This window comes from Burkholderia cepacia ATCC 25416, from assembly GCF_001411495.1.
Lineage (GTDB): Bacteria > Pseudomonadota > Gammaproteobacteria > Burkholderiales > Burkholderiaceae > Burkholderia > Burkholderia cepacia.
Map to the genome: position 1 here is coordinate 353,927 of NZ_CP012983.1, position 18,258 is coordinate 372,184.

An 18,258-nucleotide genomic window follows, 5' to 3' on the forward strand; every position below is an offset into this window, starting at 1 on the left:
ACCAAGGGCGTTCCGGCCGGCGGCGGCGTGCCCTTTGCAGCGCGCCGGAGCCGGAGGAGAATACCCGCGGAAATCTTTTCGGAGGCTGCCCGACATGGCCCGATTCCAGCCCGACGGATGGCATACCGTCACGCCCCGCATCGTGGTGCCGGATCCGGAACACCTGATCGAATTCATGCGATCGGTATTTCACGCCCAGGGCGCGTTTCGACCCGGGTTGCCCGCGGAAATCCGGATCGGCGATTCCGTCGTGATGGTCAGCGGCGAGGACGGCCTGCGCGATCCGATGCCCGCGTTTCTGTACGTCTATGTCGAGGATGCCGACCTGACCTATCGGCGGGCGCTCGCGGCACACGCGATTCCGCTCGAAGCGCCGGCCGACATGCCGTATGGCGACAGGCGGGCAATGGTGAAAGACCGCTGGGGAAATACATGGCAGATCGCCACGCATCTGCGCGATCTCTCGGTTGACGAGATCCGTTCACGGCTGGCCGGCGGCGGTTAGATACCTGTCGGGACGCGTCGAGCGATTCGCGTGCCTCGCGTTCCTCGTGTTCCGCCCGACGCTCGCGGAAAGTGACCCACGCAATCGTTGGTACTGCTTGGCGCACGAGTCGAGCGCACCTTTCTGCTTCTTTTGTCGCAATCGTCAAGATTCGCGTCGCGTGCGGATAAAACCTCCCCGCTCCACCCGCCGTTAACCCGTTCGCAGCCCATGCGCCGCGTGTTGCGACACGGCGCGCGTCTTTCGTGATCCGGAATCCACATCCGCCGCTGGCCGCGCCCGGCCGGCGCAAGGGAACGTCATGCGAAAACAACTCACTATCCGTGGTGGTCTCGTCGCGACCATCGCGGGTTATACCGTGCTGCTCGTGCTGGTGGTCGGCGCATGCATCGCGGCCCTCTATATGGGCAACGGTTCGCTCGAGGCGATGTACCGCGACGACACCGCGTCGCTGTTGCACCTGAAGACCAGCTCCGAGCGCATGCTCGTGCTGCGCGAACGGATGAGCGACGTCGCGCAGGTCATCAGCGCCGGCCGGTCGGCGAAGGAAGAGGTCGCGAAAGTCCACGCGCTCCTCAAGCAGAGCAACGACGAACTGGATGCCTACGCGCGCCTGCACGCGCGCAGCGCCGACGAACAGGCGCTGTTCGACACGCTGCAGAATCGCCGTCGTGCCCTGCTCGACGGCGTGTTCCTGAAGGCGCTCGCGCAACTCGACGGCGACGACGCGTTCGGCTTCCTCGACACGCAACGCACCGCGCCGCCCGCCCTGTTCACCGCGTACCAGGAGGCGATCGATGCGCTCGAATCGTTCCAGGTTGCGCGTGAAAAGGCGCGCTACGAGGCGGCCGGTGTCCTGTTCCACCGGATCGTGTGGGGGATGGTCGCGGTCGCGGTGCTCGCGCTCGTCATCGGCTTCGTGGCGCAGCGCGTGCTCGCGAAGGCGATCATCGAGCCGATCAGGCTCGCGGTCGGCCAGTTCGAAAAGATCTCGAAGGGCGACCTGACCGGCACGGTCGTCGTGCCCGGCGAGAACGAGATGGCGTATCTGCTGCATGCGCTGAAGCGGATGCAGGACGGCCTCGTCGACACCGTGAACCAGGTGCGCACGAGTACGGAGACGATCGTCGGCGACGTCCGCACGATCGCGAGCGGCAACGTCGACTTGTCGGCGCGTACCGAGCAGCAGGCCGTGTCGCTGCAGCAGGCGGCGGCGAGCGTCGAGCAGCTGACGGCGGCCGTGCGCCAGAACGCGGACAACGCGCGCGATGCCCGCACCTATGTCGAGGGCGCGGCGGGCATTGCGTCGCGCGGCGGCGACGCGATGCGGCGCGTCGTCGAGACGATGTCGGCGATTTCGCACAGTTCCGCGAAGATCTCCGGGATCGTCGGCGTGATCGAGAGCATCGCGTTCCAGACCAACATCCTCGCATTGAACGCTGCCGTCGAAGCCGCGCGCGCGGGCGAGCAAGGGCGCGGCTTCGCGGTCGTCGCGACCGAGGTGCGCGGGCTCGCGCAGCGCTGCGCGTCGGCGGCGAAGGAAATCCGCGAGCTGATCGGCCATTCCGCGCAGCGCGTCGAGGACGGCAGCGGTCTCGTTGCACTCGCCGGCTCGGCGATGGCCGAGCTCGTCGCCGCGGTCGAGCGCGTCAATACGATCATGAGCGACACCAGCCACGCGTTCGAAGAGCAATCGTCGGGCATCGAGCAGGTGAACGCCGCGGTCATCCAGATGGAGCAGGCGATGCAGCGCAATGCCGCGCTGGTCGAGGAGGCCGCGGCCGCGGCGCTGTCGCTCGACGAACAAGGCGCGCGGCTGAGCGCGGCGGTCGCGCAGTTCCGTCTGCGTGACGACGCGCTCGCGTGATGCCTCGAGGCGGGCGGCGGGTACCGGATCGTCGGGCCGCGCTCGCGGCACGACACGGTGCGGACGTCGTCGAAGCAGCACACTTCTGGTGCGGACATCCTGACTGCCGATATTGACGCAACCGATGCGCCGGCACGGTGAGGAACCGGATCCGGGCGAGCATCGAACCCGATGCGCCGCTGTTCTCGTTCAGTGCCCGCGATGCGGCGACGGCGGCGCGGCGACGCCTGTCGGCAAGGGCGGCAGCGCGATTGCCGCCAGGTTCTCCACAGGGTTATGCACGGAAATTGTGGATAAGTCGGAGGGCGGTGCATAACTGCCGACGCGTTCCTGAACGCGGAGGTTGCAATGTGACATCGCGCGGCGCGAATTGCTTTGCTGGAAAGATCGTTTAGTAGCCGAAGCGGATCGGAATAGCATGACGACTTCCCTCAACCGGCCGCCGCATGCGAGGCCGATGATTGCGACCGTACCGGCCCGACCATGACCACACTGAACGACTATCTCGAACAGAAGCGCGACGCCTGGCTCGCGAAAAAGGATGCCGCGCGCAACGATCCGGAATTCAAGGCGACGCCGTTGAAAGCGACCGTGCGTGCACTGGGCCGCAGCGGCGTGCGCGAGATCCGCATTCGCGATTTCCAGGTGATCAGCGACAGTCCGCCCGATTTTGCGGGCTACAACCTCGGGCCGGCGTCGCCGGAGCTGCAGCTCGGCGTGCTGGGCAGTTGCCTGACGCACATCACGCTGATCCAGGCCGCGGAGCGCGGCCTGAAGATCGACTCGATCGAGGTCGAGGTGACCGGCGACCAGCATCCGCTCGCGCAGCAGCCGGGCTTCGAGCATGTGCCGGTGTTTCCGCACAACCTCCGCTACACGCTCGATATCGTGTCGCCCGAACCGCCGGAGACGATTCGTGCACTGCATCAGGCGGTCGAGGCCGTGTGCCCGATCTTCAACCTGTTGACGCTGCCGCAGACGATCGACGGCGAATTGCGGCATACGCACGGTTGAGCACGGTTGATGTGCGTCGGTGCACCGGCGCGTCGCGGCATTGCATGGGGCCGCGACGTGAGCGGGCACGCTCGATCTCCCGCGCACCCTGTTGGGGCGCCGATACGACAGCGACTCTCGCCGCACGCGCGTGACACTCCGGATGCGTCGCCCAGGCGTTGAACGTGTGCCGGATCGGGGTCGGGAGATGCCGGCGACGAATCGGTGATGAATCAGCCCGGAATCAGCCCGAAATCAGCCCGCGCGAATGCCGGATTCCCCACCCGGGTTGTCGTGCGTCAAACGCTTTGCCCCGCCGGCACGATCCTGAAGATGCTGGAACGCGTCCAGCAGCCGCGCGCGCAGCACGGCCAGCGACGGGTCGCGGCGGTCGCGCGGTCGTGCGGCTTCGACATGGATCTCGTCGTCGATGCGGCCCGGGTCGGGCGCGAGCATCAGCACGCGATCGCCCAGGTACAGCGCTTCGTCGAGATCGTGCGTGACGACGATCGCGGCCGTCCGGTGCCGCGCGACGACATCGAGCAGCAGCGTCTGCAACCGCATCCGGGTCATCGCGTCGACCGCGCTGAACGGTTCGTCGAGCAGCAGCAGGTCCGGTTCGCCGAACAGCCCGCGCGCGATCGCGGCGCGCTGGGCCATCCCGCCCGACAACGTGGCCGGCAGTTGCCGGGCGACGCCGGCAAGGCCGACTTCGTCGAGCAGCCGGGCGACGGCCGGCGCTCGCCCGCCTCGCGGGCCGGCCGCAAAGCCGACGTTGTCCGCGATCGATAACCACGGCAGCAGTCGCGGCTCCTGGAAGATCACGCCGACGCGCGGGGAGGGGCCGTCGAGCGCGACACCTCCCAGCTTCACGCTGCCGCGGAAATCCGTGTCGAGACCGGCGACGATCCGCAGCAGCGTGCTCTTGCCGCATCCGCTCGGGCCGACCACGCAGACGATCTCGCCGCGCGTGACCTGCAGCGGGACGTCGGCGAGGATCGTGCGGCCGCCGTAAAGCTTGCGGGTGATGCGCAGGTCGAGCAGCGGTGTTGCCGCGTCCGCTGCCGTATGTGCGGAAGCGCGCGTGCTCATGTCGACGCCTTGCGTTTCGCGTGATCGAATGCGTCGCGCCAGCCGAGCCAGTGCGACTCGATGCGCGCCATCGCGCCGTCGGTCAGCTTGCCGAGCAACGCCAGCAGCAGGATCGCACCGAACACGAGATCGGGCCGCCCGGTCTCGCGGCCGTCGCTCAGCAGGAAGCCGAGGCCGCGCGTGGCTGCGATCAGCTCCGCGGCGACCATGAACATCCACGCGAGGCTGAGGCCGGTACGCAGGCCGGTGACGATCTGCGGCAGCGCGGCCGGCAGCAGGATTCGCCGGAACAGCGCGAGCGGGCCGAGCCGGTACACGGCGCCAAGCTCGACGAGCTTGCGGTCGACGTCGCGAATGCCGGCGACCACCGCGAGGTGGACGGGGAAGAATGCGCCGATGGCGATCAGCGTGATCTTCGGTGCTTCATCGATGCCGAGCCACAGCAACAGCACCGGCACCCACGCGAGCGACGGAATCGCGCGCAGCGCCTGGAACGTCGGTTCGAGCAGCGCGTCGATCCGTCGGCTCAGGCCCATCGCCGCGCCGACGGCGAGCGCGAGTACGGCGCCGGCCGCGAAACCGACCGCGACCCGCAGCGTACTCGCGCCGACGTGGCGCGCCACGCGCGTGATGCCCATGCCGGCGAGCGTGGCGAGAATCTCGCTCGGCGCCGGAACGAGATGGTCCGGCAGCCAGCCCTGGCGCACGACGACCTCCAGCAACGCGAGCACCGCGAACGGCAGCGCGAGGCCCGCGAGCCGCCATCGGCGAAGCGGATCGCGCCGGCCGGCGCGGGGCGACGCGGGGCGGCGAGGCGCGAGCGTGTCGTCGCGGGCGGCGCTGTTCGTCATGGGCGGCAGGCTCAGTGCGAAGCGGCGACGAGCGGGCGCGCGAACGCCGGATCGATCAGCGTATCGACGATCTTCGCGGGATCGACGCCGGGCTTGGTCAACTGCTCGGCCGTCAGCACCGGCGCGGCCGCCTTCAGTGCCGCGCGCTGCGTTTCGCCGGGTACGGGGTCGCTGAAGTCGTTGCGCTGAAGCTGCAGTTTCGCCACCGGCAGCGACACCTTCGATTCGTCGGCGACGATCTGCGCGGTGTCGACCGGATGCGCGACGATCCACTGGCGCGCGCGATCGTAGACCTTCAGTACGCGCGTGACCGCTTGCGGGTACTGGCTGGCGAACGCATCGCGGACGTTCAGGAAACCGTAGGTGTTGAACGCGACATTGCGGTAGAGCAGGCGGGCGCCGTCGTCGAGCTGCGCCGCGGCCATGTGCGGATCGAGGCCGGCCCACGCATCGACCTGGCCGTTCGCGAGCGCGGTGCGCCCGTCGGGATGCTGCAGGTTGACGATCTCGACGTCGTCGCGGGTCAGGCCGACCGTATGCAGTGCGCGCAGCGTGAACAGGAACGGATCGGTGCCGCGCGTCGCGGCGATTTTCTTGCCCTTCAGGTCCGCGAGCGAGCGGATCGGCGAGTCCTTGCGGACCACGAGCGCGGTCCACTCGGGGCGCGAGAACACGTAGACGGTATGGATCGGGTTGCCGTTCGCGCGTGCGAGCACCGACGCGAGACCCGCGGCGGAACCGAAGTCGACCGCACCGCTGTTCAGGTATTCGAGTGCGCGATTGCTGCCCAGGCTCAGCACCCAGCGAATCGACGTGCGGTCGGCCTTGAATTCGTCCTCGAGCCAGCCGAAGTGGCGGATCACCAGGCTCTCCGGCGAGTAGTACGCGTAGTCGACGCGGATTTCCGCGGGCGTCGCCGCGCGTGCGTGCACCGAGACGAGGCCGGCGAACGCGGCAACGACGAGGGCCGCGGATTGCCATACGCGGGACCAGGACAGCTTCATCGGGGATTCTCCGGAAGAACGGCAACGAGCCGGGGACGGGCAGGGTGACCGGCTAATGTAGCGAAGCCGCGGGGTTTCGGTAACGAAGAAATCCGCGATTGAACATGCGCGTTGCTGCTAAGCGCGGGCGGCGGGCAACTTTATGACGCGGGTCGATTAATTTATCGGTTTATATCGCTTGGGAGAACCGGATCGGGAGAACAGAATGCCTGCTGCCGGAGCTCGACGGCGTCGCGTGTCGCGTGTCGAGAGGCGTGCAGTTGCGAAGGGTCGTTGCCGGCCGCGATTGAACACGCACGACTTCCGGCTTCATGCGGACATCGCCGGCCCGTCGGCGAAAAACAAAGGAGTGCGATGAGTTCGATCGACCTGAATGCCGTCTCCCCGGCTTCCTCCCCCATTCGCTCGGCAAGCGACGTCGCGCGCCTGATCAACACGGTGGACAGCTCCGTCAGCCACGCCCGGATGATCGTGCTGCTGGCGCTCGGCGGCGTCTTTCTCGATGCATACGACCTGACGACGCTGTCCTACGGGATCGACGACGTGGCGCGCGAGTTCGGCCTGACACCCGCGCTGACCGGGCTGGTCGGGTCGGCGATCATGATCGGGACGATCTTCGGCAGCCTGATCGGCGGATGGCTGACCGACAGGATCGGCCGTTATCAGGTGTTCATGGCCGACATGCTGTTTTTCGTGGTCGCGGCGATCGCGGCCGGTCTTGCGCCCAATGTATGGGTGCTGATCGCCGCGCGCTTCGTGATGGGGCTCGGTGTCGGCATCGACCTGCCCGTCGCGATGGCGTTTCTCGCGGAATTCTCGAAGTTCAACGGTCGCGGCAACAAGGCGTCGCGGCTCGCCGCGTGGTGCCCGATGTGGTACGTGGCGTCGTCGGCGTGCTTCCTGCTGATCTTCGGGCTGTATTTCCTGCTGCCGGCCGAGCACGCGGGATGGCTTTGGCGCGCATCGCTGATCTTCGGCGCGGTGCCGGCCCTCGTCATCATCCTGTTCAGGAACCGCTTCATGAACGAATCGCCGCTGTGGGCCGCGAACCAGGGCGACCTGGCCAATGCCGCGAGGATCCTGCGCGAGTCGTACGGGATTCACGCACACGAGGCGGAGGACGCGCGACGCGCGCCGAGCCAGCCGCCCGTGCGCATTCGCGTGCTGTTCCAGCGCCCGTACCTGGGGCGCACGATCGTCGCCAGCGTGATGAACCTGTGCATCCCGTTCGAATACACGGCGATCGCATTCTTCCTGCCGTCGATCCTGTCGCAGTTTCTGGGTGCGGGCGTGTTCGAAACGATCGCGGCGTCGCTGGCGCTGAACGTGCTGTTTGCGTTCACCGGCGGTTTGCTGGGCATGCGCCTGGCCCATCGCCATGCGTCGCGCCATGTCGCGATCGCCGGTTTCGCGCTCCAGTTCGTCGCGCTCGTGGCGCTCGCGCTGGCCGGGCATCCGCATGGCGCACTCGCGATCGGCTTCGTGCTGCTGATGCTCGGCACCTGGCTGTTCGCCGAAGGGTTCGGGCCCGGCGCGCAGATGATGATCTACCCGACGCTGTCGTATCCGGCGTCGATCCGCGGCACCGGCGTCGGCTTCGGGCGGTCGCTGTGCGGCATCGGCCAGGCGCTGGCGCTGTTCGTGCTGCCGATCCTGCAGGCGCGTCTCGGCACGGACATGTTCTGGGTCGTCGCGATCAGCGCCGCGACGCCGATCGTGTTCCTGCTGATCGTGCGTTATGAGCCGACGGCGCGGGACATCGACGACGACGGCGCAGAGTGAAGGCGGTCGGGATCGCTCGTCGGCTGGATAACGCGCGCGCTTTCTTCAGTGCGCGCGTAGTCGTTACCGCGATATCTGCATTGCATCTCGATGCGCGAGTGCGCAGGCAGAACGCGCAGCGGGGCTGCACCGTGCTTCTTCGAGTGAGGAGGAGAGCAGCGATCGGGCGAGGTGTCGGGCGAGCGGCCCGACGTGCCGGTTGCTGCCTGTCGTGAAGCCGGCCGGCCCGCACACGGGCCGACCGGCCGTCGCGATGCCGTCCGCTCAGGCCGCTACCCGCTCGGCATCGCGCTTGACCTGCTCGATGTCGCGGAACTGCGCGGCCGGATGTTCGTCCGGCAGCCGCGCCGACCCGCCGAACAGTTTCTCGCGCAGCGTGCCCGGCGCATAGCCGGTCGGATACACGCCGCGCCGCTGCAGTTCGGGGACGAGATGACGCACGACGTCCTCGAAGGTTTCGTGCGCGACCGCATACGCGAGGTTGAAGCCGTCCACGTCTGTCGCGGCGACCCATTCCTGCAGGATGTTCGCGACGGTCGCCGCCGAGCCGACGAACACCGGGCCCAGGCCGCCGATGCCGCCCCAGGCCGCCAGTTCCTCGATCGTCCATGCGGTGTCGCCGCCCGACAGATGTTCGACCGCCGATACGATCGCATTCGTCTCGACGCGCCGGACGGGATCGTTCGGCGCGTACTGGCCGAAGTCGATGCCGGTCCAGCCCGACATGAACACCAGCGAGCCGTCATACGACACGTACTTGCGATACTCGTCGAACTTGGCCTGCGCCTTCTCGTCGGTTTCGTCAACGATCACGGTGACGAGGTTGTAGATCAATACCTTGCTCGCATCGCGCCCCGCGGCGGTGGCCTGCGCGCGCACGTCGGCCACGTAGCGCGCGAGCTGCGCGCGGGTCGGCGCGGCGACGAACACGCATTCGGCGTGCTGCGCGGCGAACGCCTTGCCGGGGCCGGACGCGCCGGCCTGGAACAGCACCGGCGTGCGTTGCGGCGACGGTTCGCACAGGTGGTAGCCGGGCACGTCGAAGAACCGGCCCTTGTGGCCGATCTCGTGCACCTTCTCCGGATGCGTGAACACGCGGCCGTCGCGGTCGCGCACTACCGCGCCGTCTTCCCAGCTCCCTTCGAACAGCTTGTACAGCACCTCGACGTATTCGGCCGCGACCGCATAACGATCGTCGTGCGTGCGCAGGCCGTGGTCACCGATGTTCTTCGCGCCGCTTTCTAGGTAGGACGTGACGATGTTCCACGCGAGCCGGCCCTTCGTGTGATGATCGGCGGTCGACAGCCGGCGCGCGAACGTGTACGGGTGTTCGAACGTCGTCGACGCGGTGATGCCGATGCCGAGATGCTCGGTCGCCATCGCGATCGGCGCGGCGAGCTGCAGCGGATCGTTGACCGGGATCTGCGCGGCCTGGTGCAGCGCATGGTAGTTGCTGCCCTTGTAGACGTCGTAGTAGCCGATCACGTCCGCGATGAAGATCGCGTCGAAGATGCCGCGCTCGAGCACGCGGGCGAGGTCGGTCCAGTAGTCGAGATCCTTGTACTGCCACGACCGGTCGCGCGGATGGGCCCACAGCCCGGGCGACTGGTGGCCGACGCAGTTCATCTCGAACGCGTTGAAGCGGATGGTCTTGCCGGTCTTGCTCATTGGGCGGCTCCGGTTTCTGCTTGCGTGCCCGCGCCGTTGCCGACCTGCCAGACGAACGGCGGCGTGCGCCCGTTGATGACCCAGTCGCCGACGATCCGCGCCTTGTAGACGAGCGGATTGTGCGACGACACGGTGCGCGCGTTGCGCCAGTGGCGGTCGAGCGCCGTCGTGCTGCGGGTGGCGGACGCACCGAGCGCGTCGAACAGGTGCGTCGCCGCACGCAATACGAGTTCCGACACGACGATCTGACTCTGCGCGGATTCGATCTCGGCCGCGACGTTCGCATCGTGCTCGGCCGCCGCGTCGCCGCCGAAGTGCGCTTCGTAGGCCCGTTGCAGCGGCTGCGCGGCGCGCTGCGCGAGCGCGTCGGCCGCGTAGGCCCACGACGCGATCTCGCCGACCACCTGCTGCAGCTGCGCGTCGTCGCTGGCACGCGGTGCGTTGCCGTGGCTGTACACGCGGGTGCGATGGCGCACCAGCTCGCCGGCGTCGCGCACGATCGCGTGGCCGATGCCGGCCAGCGTCGCGACGTGGAAGAGCTGGTAGAACGCGGTCTGGTACTTGAAGCGTCGCGCGAAGTCGATCACGTCCCGTGCGTCGACCGTCGCGTCCTCGAAGCGCGTGGTGCCGCTGCCGGTCGTCGTCTGGCCGAAGCCGTCCCAGTCGTCTTCGCGGATCACGCCGGGCTGCGCGGTCGCGACGGCGACGATCACGTCGCTGCCGTCGCTCGCGCGTTGCGCGAACACGTCGATCCAGTCGGCAAACAGGCTGCCGGTGCTGTAGAACTTCCGGCCGTTCAGCACGAGCCGGCCGTTCTTTTCCGACACCTTCGTGATGGTCTGGCCGAGCGACACGTCGCCGGTCTCGGTCCATGCATTGCCGACGAGCTGGCCGCTCGCGAAGCGGTCGAACCACGTCTGGCGGTCGGCGCCGGGCGGCGCGTTCAGCCAGTCCTCGACGAACGCGAAGTGCCCGCGCAATGCCTGCGGCAGGTTGGAATCGGCGGCAGCGAGCTCGGTCAGCAGCCGGAACAGCTGCGGCAGCGATGCGCCGGCGCCGCCGTCGCGCACCGGCAGCCGGACGGCGCCGAAGCCGGCGGCCTTCAGCCAGCCGATCGCCTCGTGCGGCAGTTCGCGGCGGCGTTCGCGTTCCGCGGTGTCGGCCGCGATGCGTTCGAAGATCGGCCTGAAGCGGCTGGCAAGCGCGTCATAGTCGGTGCCGGTGGAAAGTTCGGTTGCGGCGGGAGATGAAGTCATGCGGTGGTCCTTGAAAGGCGGGGGCCGTCGATGCCGGCAGGCCAGTATAGGAAGCACGATGCGGACGATCCAATAACGGATTCGTACATCCTTATCGCTGCCGGGCATTACGCGGGCGACGCGCCGTGGCATCGATGCCGGGGTGTCGATATCGCTGCTGATGCGCGGCTTTTTGCACGCGGCGTGCCGCATCGTTTGTCATTCGAAGGAATATCGTTGTGCGAATCGCTCGGTTTGCCGGCGCTCGGGGCGCTGCTAGATTGAACGTTTCCGTCAACCAGCAGGAGAGCCCGATGTCAGAGACGAGCGCCACGATCCAGGAACGACCGGCCGATACGCAACCGCAGGCGGCCAGCGTGATCGCCGACGACGCACAGGCCATCGCGGCCGCGCATGCGCTTGCGCAACGGCTCGCGCAAGGCGCGGCCGAGCGCGACCGGGAGCGCCGGTTACCGCGCGACGAGATCGAATGGTTCTCGCAGTCGGGGCTGTGGGCCATCACGGTGCCGAAGGCTTATGGCGGTGCGGGCGTCTCGCATGTGACGCTGACGGAGGTGGTGAAGATCGTCGCGGCGGCCGATCCGTCGCTCGGGCAGTTGCCGCAGAATCATTTCGGGCTGGTCGACGTGATCGCGCTGACCGGCACCGACGCGCAGAAGCGTCTCTTCTTCTCGGAAGTGCTGAGCGGCAAGCGGTTCGGCAACGGTTTTTCGGAGAAGGGCACGAAGCACGTGCTCGACCTGAAGACGCGCGTGCGCCGGGACGGCGACGATTACGTCGTCGACGGCACCAAGTTCTATTCGACCGGAGCGCTGTTCGCGCATTACGTGCCGGTGCTCGGCCTCGACGACGAGCGCCGCGCGTGGCTCGCCTACATCCGCCAGCCGGCGCCGGGGCTGACCGTGATCGACGACTGGTCGGGATTCGGGCAGCGGACCACCGCGAGCGGCACGGTCGTGCTCGACAATGTGCGCGTACCAGCGTCGCACGTGCTGCCGGCGCAACGCGTGTCGGACCTGCCGACGCTGAACGGCCCGCTCTCGCAGATCATCCAGGCCGCGATCGACGCGGGTATCGCCAGGGCCGCGCTCGACGATACGCTGGCGTTCGTGCGCACACGCACGCGGCCGTGGGTCGACAGCGGCGTCGAGCGCGCGGCGGACGATCCGTTGACGATCCGCGAGATCGGCCATCTGCACATTCAGCTGCATGCGGCGGAGGCGTTGCTCGAGCGCGCGGCGCGCACGCTCGACGAGATCGCGGCGCGCGGCGACGTGACCGAGGACGACGTTGCGCGCGCGTCGGTAGCGGTGGGCGAGGCGAAGGTGCTGACGACGGAGATCGCGCTGCTCGCGGGCGAGAAGCTGTTCGAGCTGGCCGGCACGCAGGCGACGCTTTCCGAGCACAACCTCGACCGGCACTGGCGCAATGCACGCACGCATACGCTGCACGATCCGGTGCGCTGGAAATATCACCTCGTCGGCAACTACTATCTGAACGGCGTGCGCCCGGCGCGCCATGCGTGGAATTGAATCCGTTTCGATCGTGGCTGTTTCGCTCGGCGATGACCGAGTGAGCCGCCGCGGTCTGATGCATCCACACGATCGTGTGGCGAACCCGGCACTGCGTTCGACGCGCAGGCGCCGGGATCAACGGCGGATCGGGCTGCCGATCGTGTGCCGTGCGGCACTTGCGGCGATAATCGGCATCCCGACCTCGACCGCCGCCCCTCATGACCCTCCCTGCGTTCGCACCCTTTCAGGATCTGGCCAAGGCCCTGCTGGCTCACTGGAGCGGCGCCGACGGCGACGGTTCCCACGACACTTCGCATCTGCAACGCGTGTGGAAGAACGCGGCCGCGATCCACGCGAAGGAGGGCGGCGATGCCGAGGTGCTGTTCGCCGCGACATTGCTGCACGACTGCGTGGCGGTGGAGAAAGATTCCCCGCTTCGCGCGCAGGCATCGCGGCTGTCGGCGCAAAAGGCCCGGCAGGTGCTGAAGTCGCTGGATTGGCCTGACGCGAAGGTCGACGCCGTTGCTCATGCGGTCGAGGCGCACAGTTTCTCGGCCGGTGTCGCGCCGACGACGCGCGAAGCAAAGGTGTTGCAGGACGCCGACCGGCTCGATGCGATCGGGATGGTAGGCGTCGCGCGGTGCTTTTATGTCGCGGGCCGGATGGGCAGCGCGCTGTACGACCCGGCCGATCCGCACGCATCGGAACGGGAACTCGACGACACGCGTTTCGCGATCGATCACTTCCGCACGAAACTGCTGAGGCTTTCAACCGGTTTCCAGACCGTCACCGGTACCCGGATGGCGATCGTTCGTCGCGACCGGTTGCAGCGCTTTCTCGACGAATTTGCGGACGAAATCTGATCCGGCCGCATTCGGTGCAGCATTGCGTTGACGGAGTTCAGGCTGGCATCCGGATGTCGTGCGCATCAACCCGAAGCGGCAGGTGCCGGTGCTGATGGACGGCGATCCCGCGCTGTGGCCGGCGCGTATTCGTACGCCGATATCGCGTTCTACATGGCGCAGTTGTTCGGTGCGCGCAAGGGCGCACCGATGACGGATGAAACGCCGCGCCTGCTCGCGTGGCGCGAGCGGATAACCGCACGTCCCGCCGTGCGCAAGGTCGCCGGCGCGATGGCCGGGTATCTCGCCTCGATCGGAGAAGCGGTTCCCGATTTTCTTCACGAGGTCGACTCGCTGCCTTCGGGAGCGGACGGACGCAGGAAGACGGCCTTCGGCGACGATTGCCGCTGAAGGCCGCGTCGGCGCTTGCCGTGTTCAGCCGCGGATGAACGCGAGCAGGTCGGCGTTGATCGTGTCGGCGTTGGACGTGGGCATGCCGTGCGGGAAGCCCTGGTAGGTCTTCAGCGTGCTGTTCCTCGCCAGCTTCGCCGACAGGAGACCGGAATCGGCATACGGGACGATCTGGTCGTCGTCGCCATGCATCACGAGAACGGGAATCGTGGTGCATTTCAGGTCTTCGGTGAAGTCGGTCTGCGAGAACGCGACGATGCCGTCGTAGTGGGCCTTCGCGCTGCCCATCACGCCCTGCCGCCACCAGTTCCAGATGACGCCTTGCGACGGTTTGGCGCCGTCGCGGTTGTAGCCGTAGAACGGGCCGGCCGGGACGTCGTAGTAGAACTGCGCGCGGTTCGCCGCGAGCTGCGCCTGGAGGTTGTCGAACACGGCTTTCGGCAGGCCGCCCGGATTGCTGTCCGTCTTGACCATCATCGGCGGAACCGCGCTGATCAGCACGGCCTTGGCGACGCGGTCTTCGCCGTGACGCGCGACGTAGTGGATGACTTCGCCGCCGCCGGTCGAATGGCCGACATGAACGGCGCCTTGCACGCCGAGGTGGTTCACGACCGCGGCGACGTCGTCCGCGTAGTGATCCATGTCATGGCCGTCCCAGACCTGGCTGGAGCGCCCGTGGCCGCGACGGTCGTGCGCGATCACGCGATAACCCTGGGCCAGGAAGAAGAGCATCTGCGCATCCCAGTCGTCGGCGCTGAGCGGCCAGCCATGATGAAAAAAGATCACCTGGGCGTCGCGCGGCCCCCAGTCCTTGTAGAAGATGTCGACGCCATCCTTCGTTGTGACGTATCCCATGTCTGCTCCTGTTCGGTAGGCGATATCGATGCGTGACGGTCTTGCCGTTCGCGATGATCGCCAGGCCGGTGCTGTGTCCGACGCGGCTTCGGCCGTCCGGCCGGCCTGGCGATGCGCTCACTGTAGGTTTAAAGTTAGGTTTAATGTCAACACGGTTGCGAGGCAGGTATGAGAATTGGAGAGCTCGCGAAGCTCAGTGGCCTGACGGCATCGCGGATCCGTTTCTACGAGGCTGAAGGGCTGCTCACCGCGGTCGAGCGCGGCACGAACGGTTATCGCGACTACGGCGAAGACGCGGTGTGGATGCTCGAGATCATCGCCGGCGCGCAGCGCGCCGGGTTCTCGCTGGAGCAGATCCGCCATCTGCTGCCGGTGAAAGCCGGCAACTGGCAGCATGACGGGCTGGTGGCGGCGCTCGAACGGAAAGTCGTCGAGATCGAGGCGATGCAGAAGCGTCTCAAGGAGAACAAGGCGCAACTGCTCGTCGCGATCGACAGCATCCGGAACCGGCCGACCGAACTGAACTGCTCGGAGCGTACGCGGTGGGTGATGGACCGGTTGCGCAAACCGGCAGTGGTGCCGATACGCGGCAAGGGCCGGCGCACGGCCGCCAAATGATTCGGCGCTCCCGCCGGGCGCACCGGCCGGCCGTCCCGACGCGATCCGACGCGCCCCTCTATTCCGCTCCTTGACCTTAAAGTTGACTTCAATCCTAGAGTGCTTGCTGACGGCGGTGAGTCAGCGGGCTTCGGGTGTTGCCTGCCACGGTCGATCATCGACGAGAGGCGACGAACATGGACAGGCGGTTTACACAGGTCGAATTCGGGCCGCACACGGTCGACGTGCCCGAAGGCGGGTACTACGACCGGTTCCGGATGAATCCCGACCTCGACGAGGTGGCGCGAGATCCCGCCGCGGGGAACATCGATTTTTTCCGTCGGATTCCGAAGCGTCAGGTCGCTTCGCGGGTCGGCCCGACCTGGGCACCGAATTTCTACTACCGTTCCAGCAGCATCCAGCTGCTGTTCCTTGCGCCGCTCGAACGCCTGCGGACCACGCTGCCGGTGCCGCTCGAACCGCTGCGTGCGCTGCCCGGGTACGGGTTGGTCGCGCTGACCTTCTTCTCGTATTCGGTGTGCGACAACGATCCGTATGACGAAGTGTCCGTCGCGGTGGTTATCCGCCGGCCCGGCGCGACAGGGTCGCACGCGCGCGAGCTGATCGATTCGATGCGGCGCCGGAGCTTCTTCGCGCACGTGCTGGCGCTGCCGGTCACCACGGAAATCGCGCGAGTGCGCGGCGTGCACGGTTATCAGTTGCCCAAGTGGCTTGCCGACATCGACGTGGACCTCGGCGCCACCGCCCGCGCACGCATCGCCGGCCCGGGCGGCCGGCCGGACCTGAGCCTGAGCGTGCCGCTGCCGGTACTGACCCACGTCGCATCGCAGTCGCACATGGGCTCGACGACGATGATCAATCGCATCGACGGCGAATGGCACCAGACATCGGTGCAGACGAATGCGCTATCGTTCGCCCAGCGCCTGTTGCCGCGCAACGTCGAGCTCGTGCGGCACGGCGGCCCGTTGAGCCAGCTGCTCGACGGGCTGGGCGCGTCCACCATCCTGCGTCTCGACGTGGTGAAGGACGCGCAACTGGTCCTGAACCTGCCGACCCCGTTGAAGGCCTTCGATGAACCCGGAAAGCAACGCTGACGCCACGTCCGTTCGCGGTACCCCCGCGCCGAAGGAATCCCCCATGAGGAACCGCCCATGACCCGGCCGACCCACGATCTCGTCGTATTTGGCGCCACCAGTTTCGTCGGGCAGATCCTGGCCCGCTACCTGTCCGAGTACCTGTCGGGCTCCGGCGAGACGCTGCGCTGGGCCATCGCCGGCCGCTCCGAAGCGAAGCTCGGGCAGGTCAGGGATACGCTGGGTGCGGCCGGGCAGTCGGTGCCGATCATCGTTGCCGATGCGGCCGACGAAGCGCAGCTTCGAGCGCTCTGCGCGCAGACGCGCGTGGTCGTGTCCACCGTCGGCCCCTATGCGCTTTACGGGGAGCCGCTGGTCAGGGTCTGCGCGGAAACCGGCACCGACTACTGCGACCTCACCGGCGAAACACAGTGGATCAAACGGATGATCGACAGGTACGAGCCGGCGGCGCGGCAATCCGGCGCGCGCATCGTCCATTGCTGCGGCTTCGATTCGGTGCCGTCGGACATGGGCGTGTTCTTCCTGCAGCAGCAGGCGCGGCAGCGGTGGGGCGTGCCGGCCGCGCAGGTGAAGATGCGCGTCAGGACGCTGAAGGGCGGCGCGTCGGGCGGCACGGTGGCGAGCGTGATCAACGTCGTCCGCGAAGCGGCCGCCGATCCCGCGTTGCGCAGGGAACTGCTCGATCCTTATTCGCTGTGCCCGAAGGGGCACGGCTTCACGGTACGCCAGCATGCGGTGCGATCCGCGGCGTTCGATCGCGACTTCGACGCGTGGATCGCGCCATTCGTGATGGCGGCGATCAACGAGCGTGTCGTGCATCGTTCCAATGCGCTGGCCGGCAACGCGTACGGCAGCCGCTTCACGTATGACGAAGCGGTGATGACGGGCACGGGCCTGAAGGGCCGCCTGACGGCGCTGACGATGGTGGCCGGCCTCGGCGCGTTCATGGTCGGTGTCCTCATCAAGCCGGTGCGCAGCCTGATGGAGCGTTTTCTGCTGCCGAAGCCCGGCGAGGGGCCGAGCGCGGCCGCCCAGCTGGCCGGCCGTTACGATTTGCGTTTCTTCGGTCGTGCCGACGACGGGCGGACCTTGCGCGTGAAAGTCACCGGCGACCGCGATCCGGGCTATGGCTCCACCGGCAAGATGCTCGGCCAGGCCGCGATCGGTCTCGCGCTGGATTACGGCGGAGACGGTGTCAAGACCGGCCGCGGCGGCGGCTTCTGGACGCCCGCGACGATGTTCGACGAGCGCTACATCGAGCGCCTGGTTCGCCACGCGGGGCTGCGTTTCGACGTGATGTGAGTGCGCGCCGTCGGCCCTGCGACAGGAAGCCGATAAAGATCGGATAGCGAATCAATTTCAGGAGACAACCTGCAGTCACGACGGGACGGATGGCCGGATGCGATCCGGCGAAGGAGTATCGGAACATGAAGATCGGGGAACTGGCGGAACGCACCGGCCTTACTCCTTCGTGCATCCGCTTCTACGAGCGCATCGGTCTGTTGACGCTCGTCGCGCGCGAAGCGAACGGCTACCGCTCCTATCCGCAGGAAGCGGTGACGGTGCTCGATCTGATCACGGCGGCGCAGAAGGCGGATTTCAGCCTCGACGAGATTCGCACGCTGATTCCGGCCGGCCTCGCGCAGTGGCCATGCGATTCGTTGCTGGAGGCGCTGCACCGCAAGGTGCGGGACATCGAGGCACTGGAGGCGCGGCTGGCGCGCAGCAAGGGGCAGGTCTTGTCGCTGATCGCCGAAATCGCGGCGAAACCGGCGTCGGTCGATTGTGCGACCCATGCGAAACGATTGCTGTCGCGGGTCCCGCCGGGGAATGCAGCGGATGGCGGCGAGGCCGCCGCCGATCGCGACGAACCGGTGTTGCGCCGGCCGACCCGCGCGTAGCGGGG

General features: G+C 67.4%; 17 protein-coding genes. 11 read left to right on the plus strand and 6 right to left on the minus strand.

Annotated features, from left to right (window positions below):
• The first annotated feature begins 34 nt into the window (after positions 1–34).
• The 3 genes from APZ15_RS33915 (at position 35) to APZ15_RS33925 (ending at position 3,386) form a co-directional block, all read left to right on the plus strand.
• A complete protein-coding gene (locus APZ15_RS33915) occupies positions 35–505 on the plus strand; it encodes a VOC family protein (RefSeq protein ID WP_226153238.1) in 471 nt (156 codons plus the stop codon).
• A 301-nt stretch (positions 506–806) separates the two neighbouring features.
• Entirely contained in the window at positions 807–2,372 is a 1,566-nt protein-coding gene (locus APZ15_RS33920) for a methyl-accepting chemotaxis protein (protein ID WP_027792089.1), read from the plus strand.
• A 483-nt stretch (positions 2,373–2,855) separates the two neighbouring features.
• On the plus strand, positions 2,856–3,386 hold the full coding sequence (locus APZ15_RS33925; protein WP_021160217.1) for an OsmC family protein: 531 nt from the start codon (positions 2,856–2,858) through the stop codon (positions 3,384–3,386).
• A gap of 234 nt (positions 3,387–3,620) precedes the next feature.
• Here APZ15_RS33925 and APZ15_RS33930 read toward each other — a convergent pair whose 3' ends face one another.
• From APZ15_RS33930 to APZ15_RS33940, 3 genes are read right to left on the minus strand one after another with little or no spacing between them, the layout of a single operon-like run.
• A complete protein-coding gene (locus APZ15_RS33930) occupies positions 3,621–4,457 on the minus strand; it encodes an ABC transporter ATP-binding protein (RefSeq protein ID WP_027792088.1) in 837 nt (278 codons plus the stop codon).
• Positions 4,454–5,308: an ABC transporter permease gene (locus APZ15_RS33935; protein WP_027792087.1), complete on the minus strand. Its 855-nt coding sequence runs from the start codon at positions 5,306–5,308 to the stop codon at positions 4,454–4,456. Before APZ15_RS33935 ends, APZ15_RS33930 begins: the two co-directional genes overlap by 4 nt.
• 11 nt (positions 5,309–5,319) lie before the next feature.
• Positions 5,320–6,312 carry an aliphatic sulfonate ABC transporter substrate-binding protein gene (locus APZ15_RS33940; RefSeq protein WP_027792086.1) on the minus strand — a complete coding sequence of 331 codons (993 nt, stop codon included), beginning with the start codon at positions 6,310–6,312 and terminating at the stop codon, positions 5,320–5,322.
• Between the two features lie 354 nt (positions 6,313–6,666).
• On the opposite strand from APZ15_RS33940, the gene APZ15_RS33945 reads away from it, so the two are divergent.
• Positions 6,667–8,094 carry an MFS transporter gene (locus APZ15_RS33945; protein WP_027792085.1) on the plus strand — a complete coding sequence of 476 codons (1,428 nt, stop codon included), beginning with the start codon at positions 6,667–6,669 and terminating at the stop codon, positions 8,092–8,094.
• Between the two features lie 264 nt (positions 8,095–8,358).
• On the opposite strand, the gene APZ15_RS33950 is transcribed toward APZ15_RS33945, so the two are convergent.
• Both APZ15_RS33950 and APZ15_RS33955 read right to left on the minus strand, forming a co-directional pair.
• Entirely contained in the window at positions 8,359–9,762 is a 1,404-nt protein-coding gene (locus APZ15_RS33950) for an LLM class flavin-dependent oxidoreductase (protein WP_027792084.1), read from the minus strand.
• Positions 9,759–11,018: an acyl-CoA dehydrogenase family protein gene (locus tag APZ15_RS33955; RefSeq protein ID WP_027792083.1), complete on the minus strand. Its 1,260-nt coding sequence runs from the start codon at positions 11,016–11,018 to the stop codon at positions 9,759–9,761. Before APZ15_RS33955 ends, APZ15_RS33950 begins: the two co-directional genes overlap by 4 nt.
• A 293-nt stretch (positions 11,019–11,311) precedes the next feature.
• Here APZ15_RS33955 and APZ15_RS33960 point away from each other — a divergent pair, with 293 nt between their 5' ends.
• From APZ15_RS33960 to APZ15_RS33970, 3 genes are all read left to right on the plus strand, one after another.
• Positions 11,312–12,550 carry an SfnB family sulfur acquisition oxidoreductase gene (locus APZ15_RS33960; protein ID WP_034196241.1) on the plus strand — a complete coding sequence of 413 codons (1,239 nt, stop codon included), beginning with the start codon at positions 11,312–11,314 and terminating at the stop codon, positions 12,548–12,550.
• 200 nt (positions 12,551–12,750) lie between these two features.
• Positions 12,751–13,395 carry an HD domain-containing protein gene (locus tag APZ15_RS33965; RefSeq protein WP_027792081.1) on the plus strand — a complete coding sequence of 215 codons (645 nt, stop codon included), beginning with the start codon at positions 12,751–12,753 and terminating at the stop codon, positions 13,393–13,395.
• Positions 13,396–13,422: 27 nt separating this feature from the next.
• On the plus strand, positions 13,423–13,785 hold the full coding sequence (locus APZ15_RS33970) for a glutathione S-transferase family protein (protein ID WP_226212373.1): 363 nt from the start codon (positions 13,423–13,425) through the stop codon (positions 13,783–13,785).
• A 24-nt stretch (positions 13,786–13,809) separates the two neighbouring features.
• Here APZ15_RS33970 and APZ15_RS33975 read toward each other — a convergent pair whose 3' ends face one another.
• The gene (locus APZ15_RS33975; protein WP_027792079.1) at positions 13,810–14,640 is read right to left on the minus strand and encodes an alpha/beta fold hydrolase; all 831 of its coding nucleotides are present in this window, start codon (positions 14,638–14,640) and stop codon (positions 13,810–13,812) included.
• 168 nt (positions 14,641–14,808) lie between these two features.
• On the opposite strand from APZ15_RS33975, the gene APZ15_RS33980 reads away from it, so the two are divergent.
• From APZ15_RS33980 to APZ15_RS33995, 4 genes are all read left to right on the plus strand, one after another.
• The gene (locus tag APZ15_RS33980; RefSeq protein WP_027792078.1) at positions 14,809–15,258 is read left to right on the plus strand and encodes a MerR family transcriptional regulator; all 450 of its coding nucleotides are present in this window, start codon (positions 14,809–14,811) and stop codon (positions 15,256–15,258) included.
• A gap of 176 nt (positions 15,259–15,434) precedes the next feature.
• On the plus strand, positions 15,435–16,352 hold the full coding sequence (locus APZ15_RS33985) for an acetoacetate decarboxylase family protein (protein ID WP_027792077.1): 918 nt from the start codon (positions 15,435–15,437) through the stop codon (positions 16,350–16,352).
• Positions 16,353–16,409: 57 nt separating this feature from the next.
• On the plus strand, positions 16,410–17,654 hold the full coding sequence (locus APZ15_RS33990; protein WP_027792076.1) for a saccharopine dehydrogenase family protein: 1,245 nt from the start codon (positions 16,410–16,412) through the stop codon (positions 17,652–17,654).
• A gap of 125 nt (positions 17,655–17,779) precedes the next feature.
• Positions 17,780–18,253 carry a MerR family transcriptional regulator gene (locus APZ15_RS33995; protein ID WP_027792075.1) on the plus strand — a complete coding sequence of 158 codons (474 nt, stop codon included), beginning with the start codon at positions 17,780–17,782 and terminating at the stop codon, positions 18,251–18,253.
• Positions 18,254–18,258 lie beyond the last annotated feature (5 nt).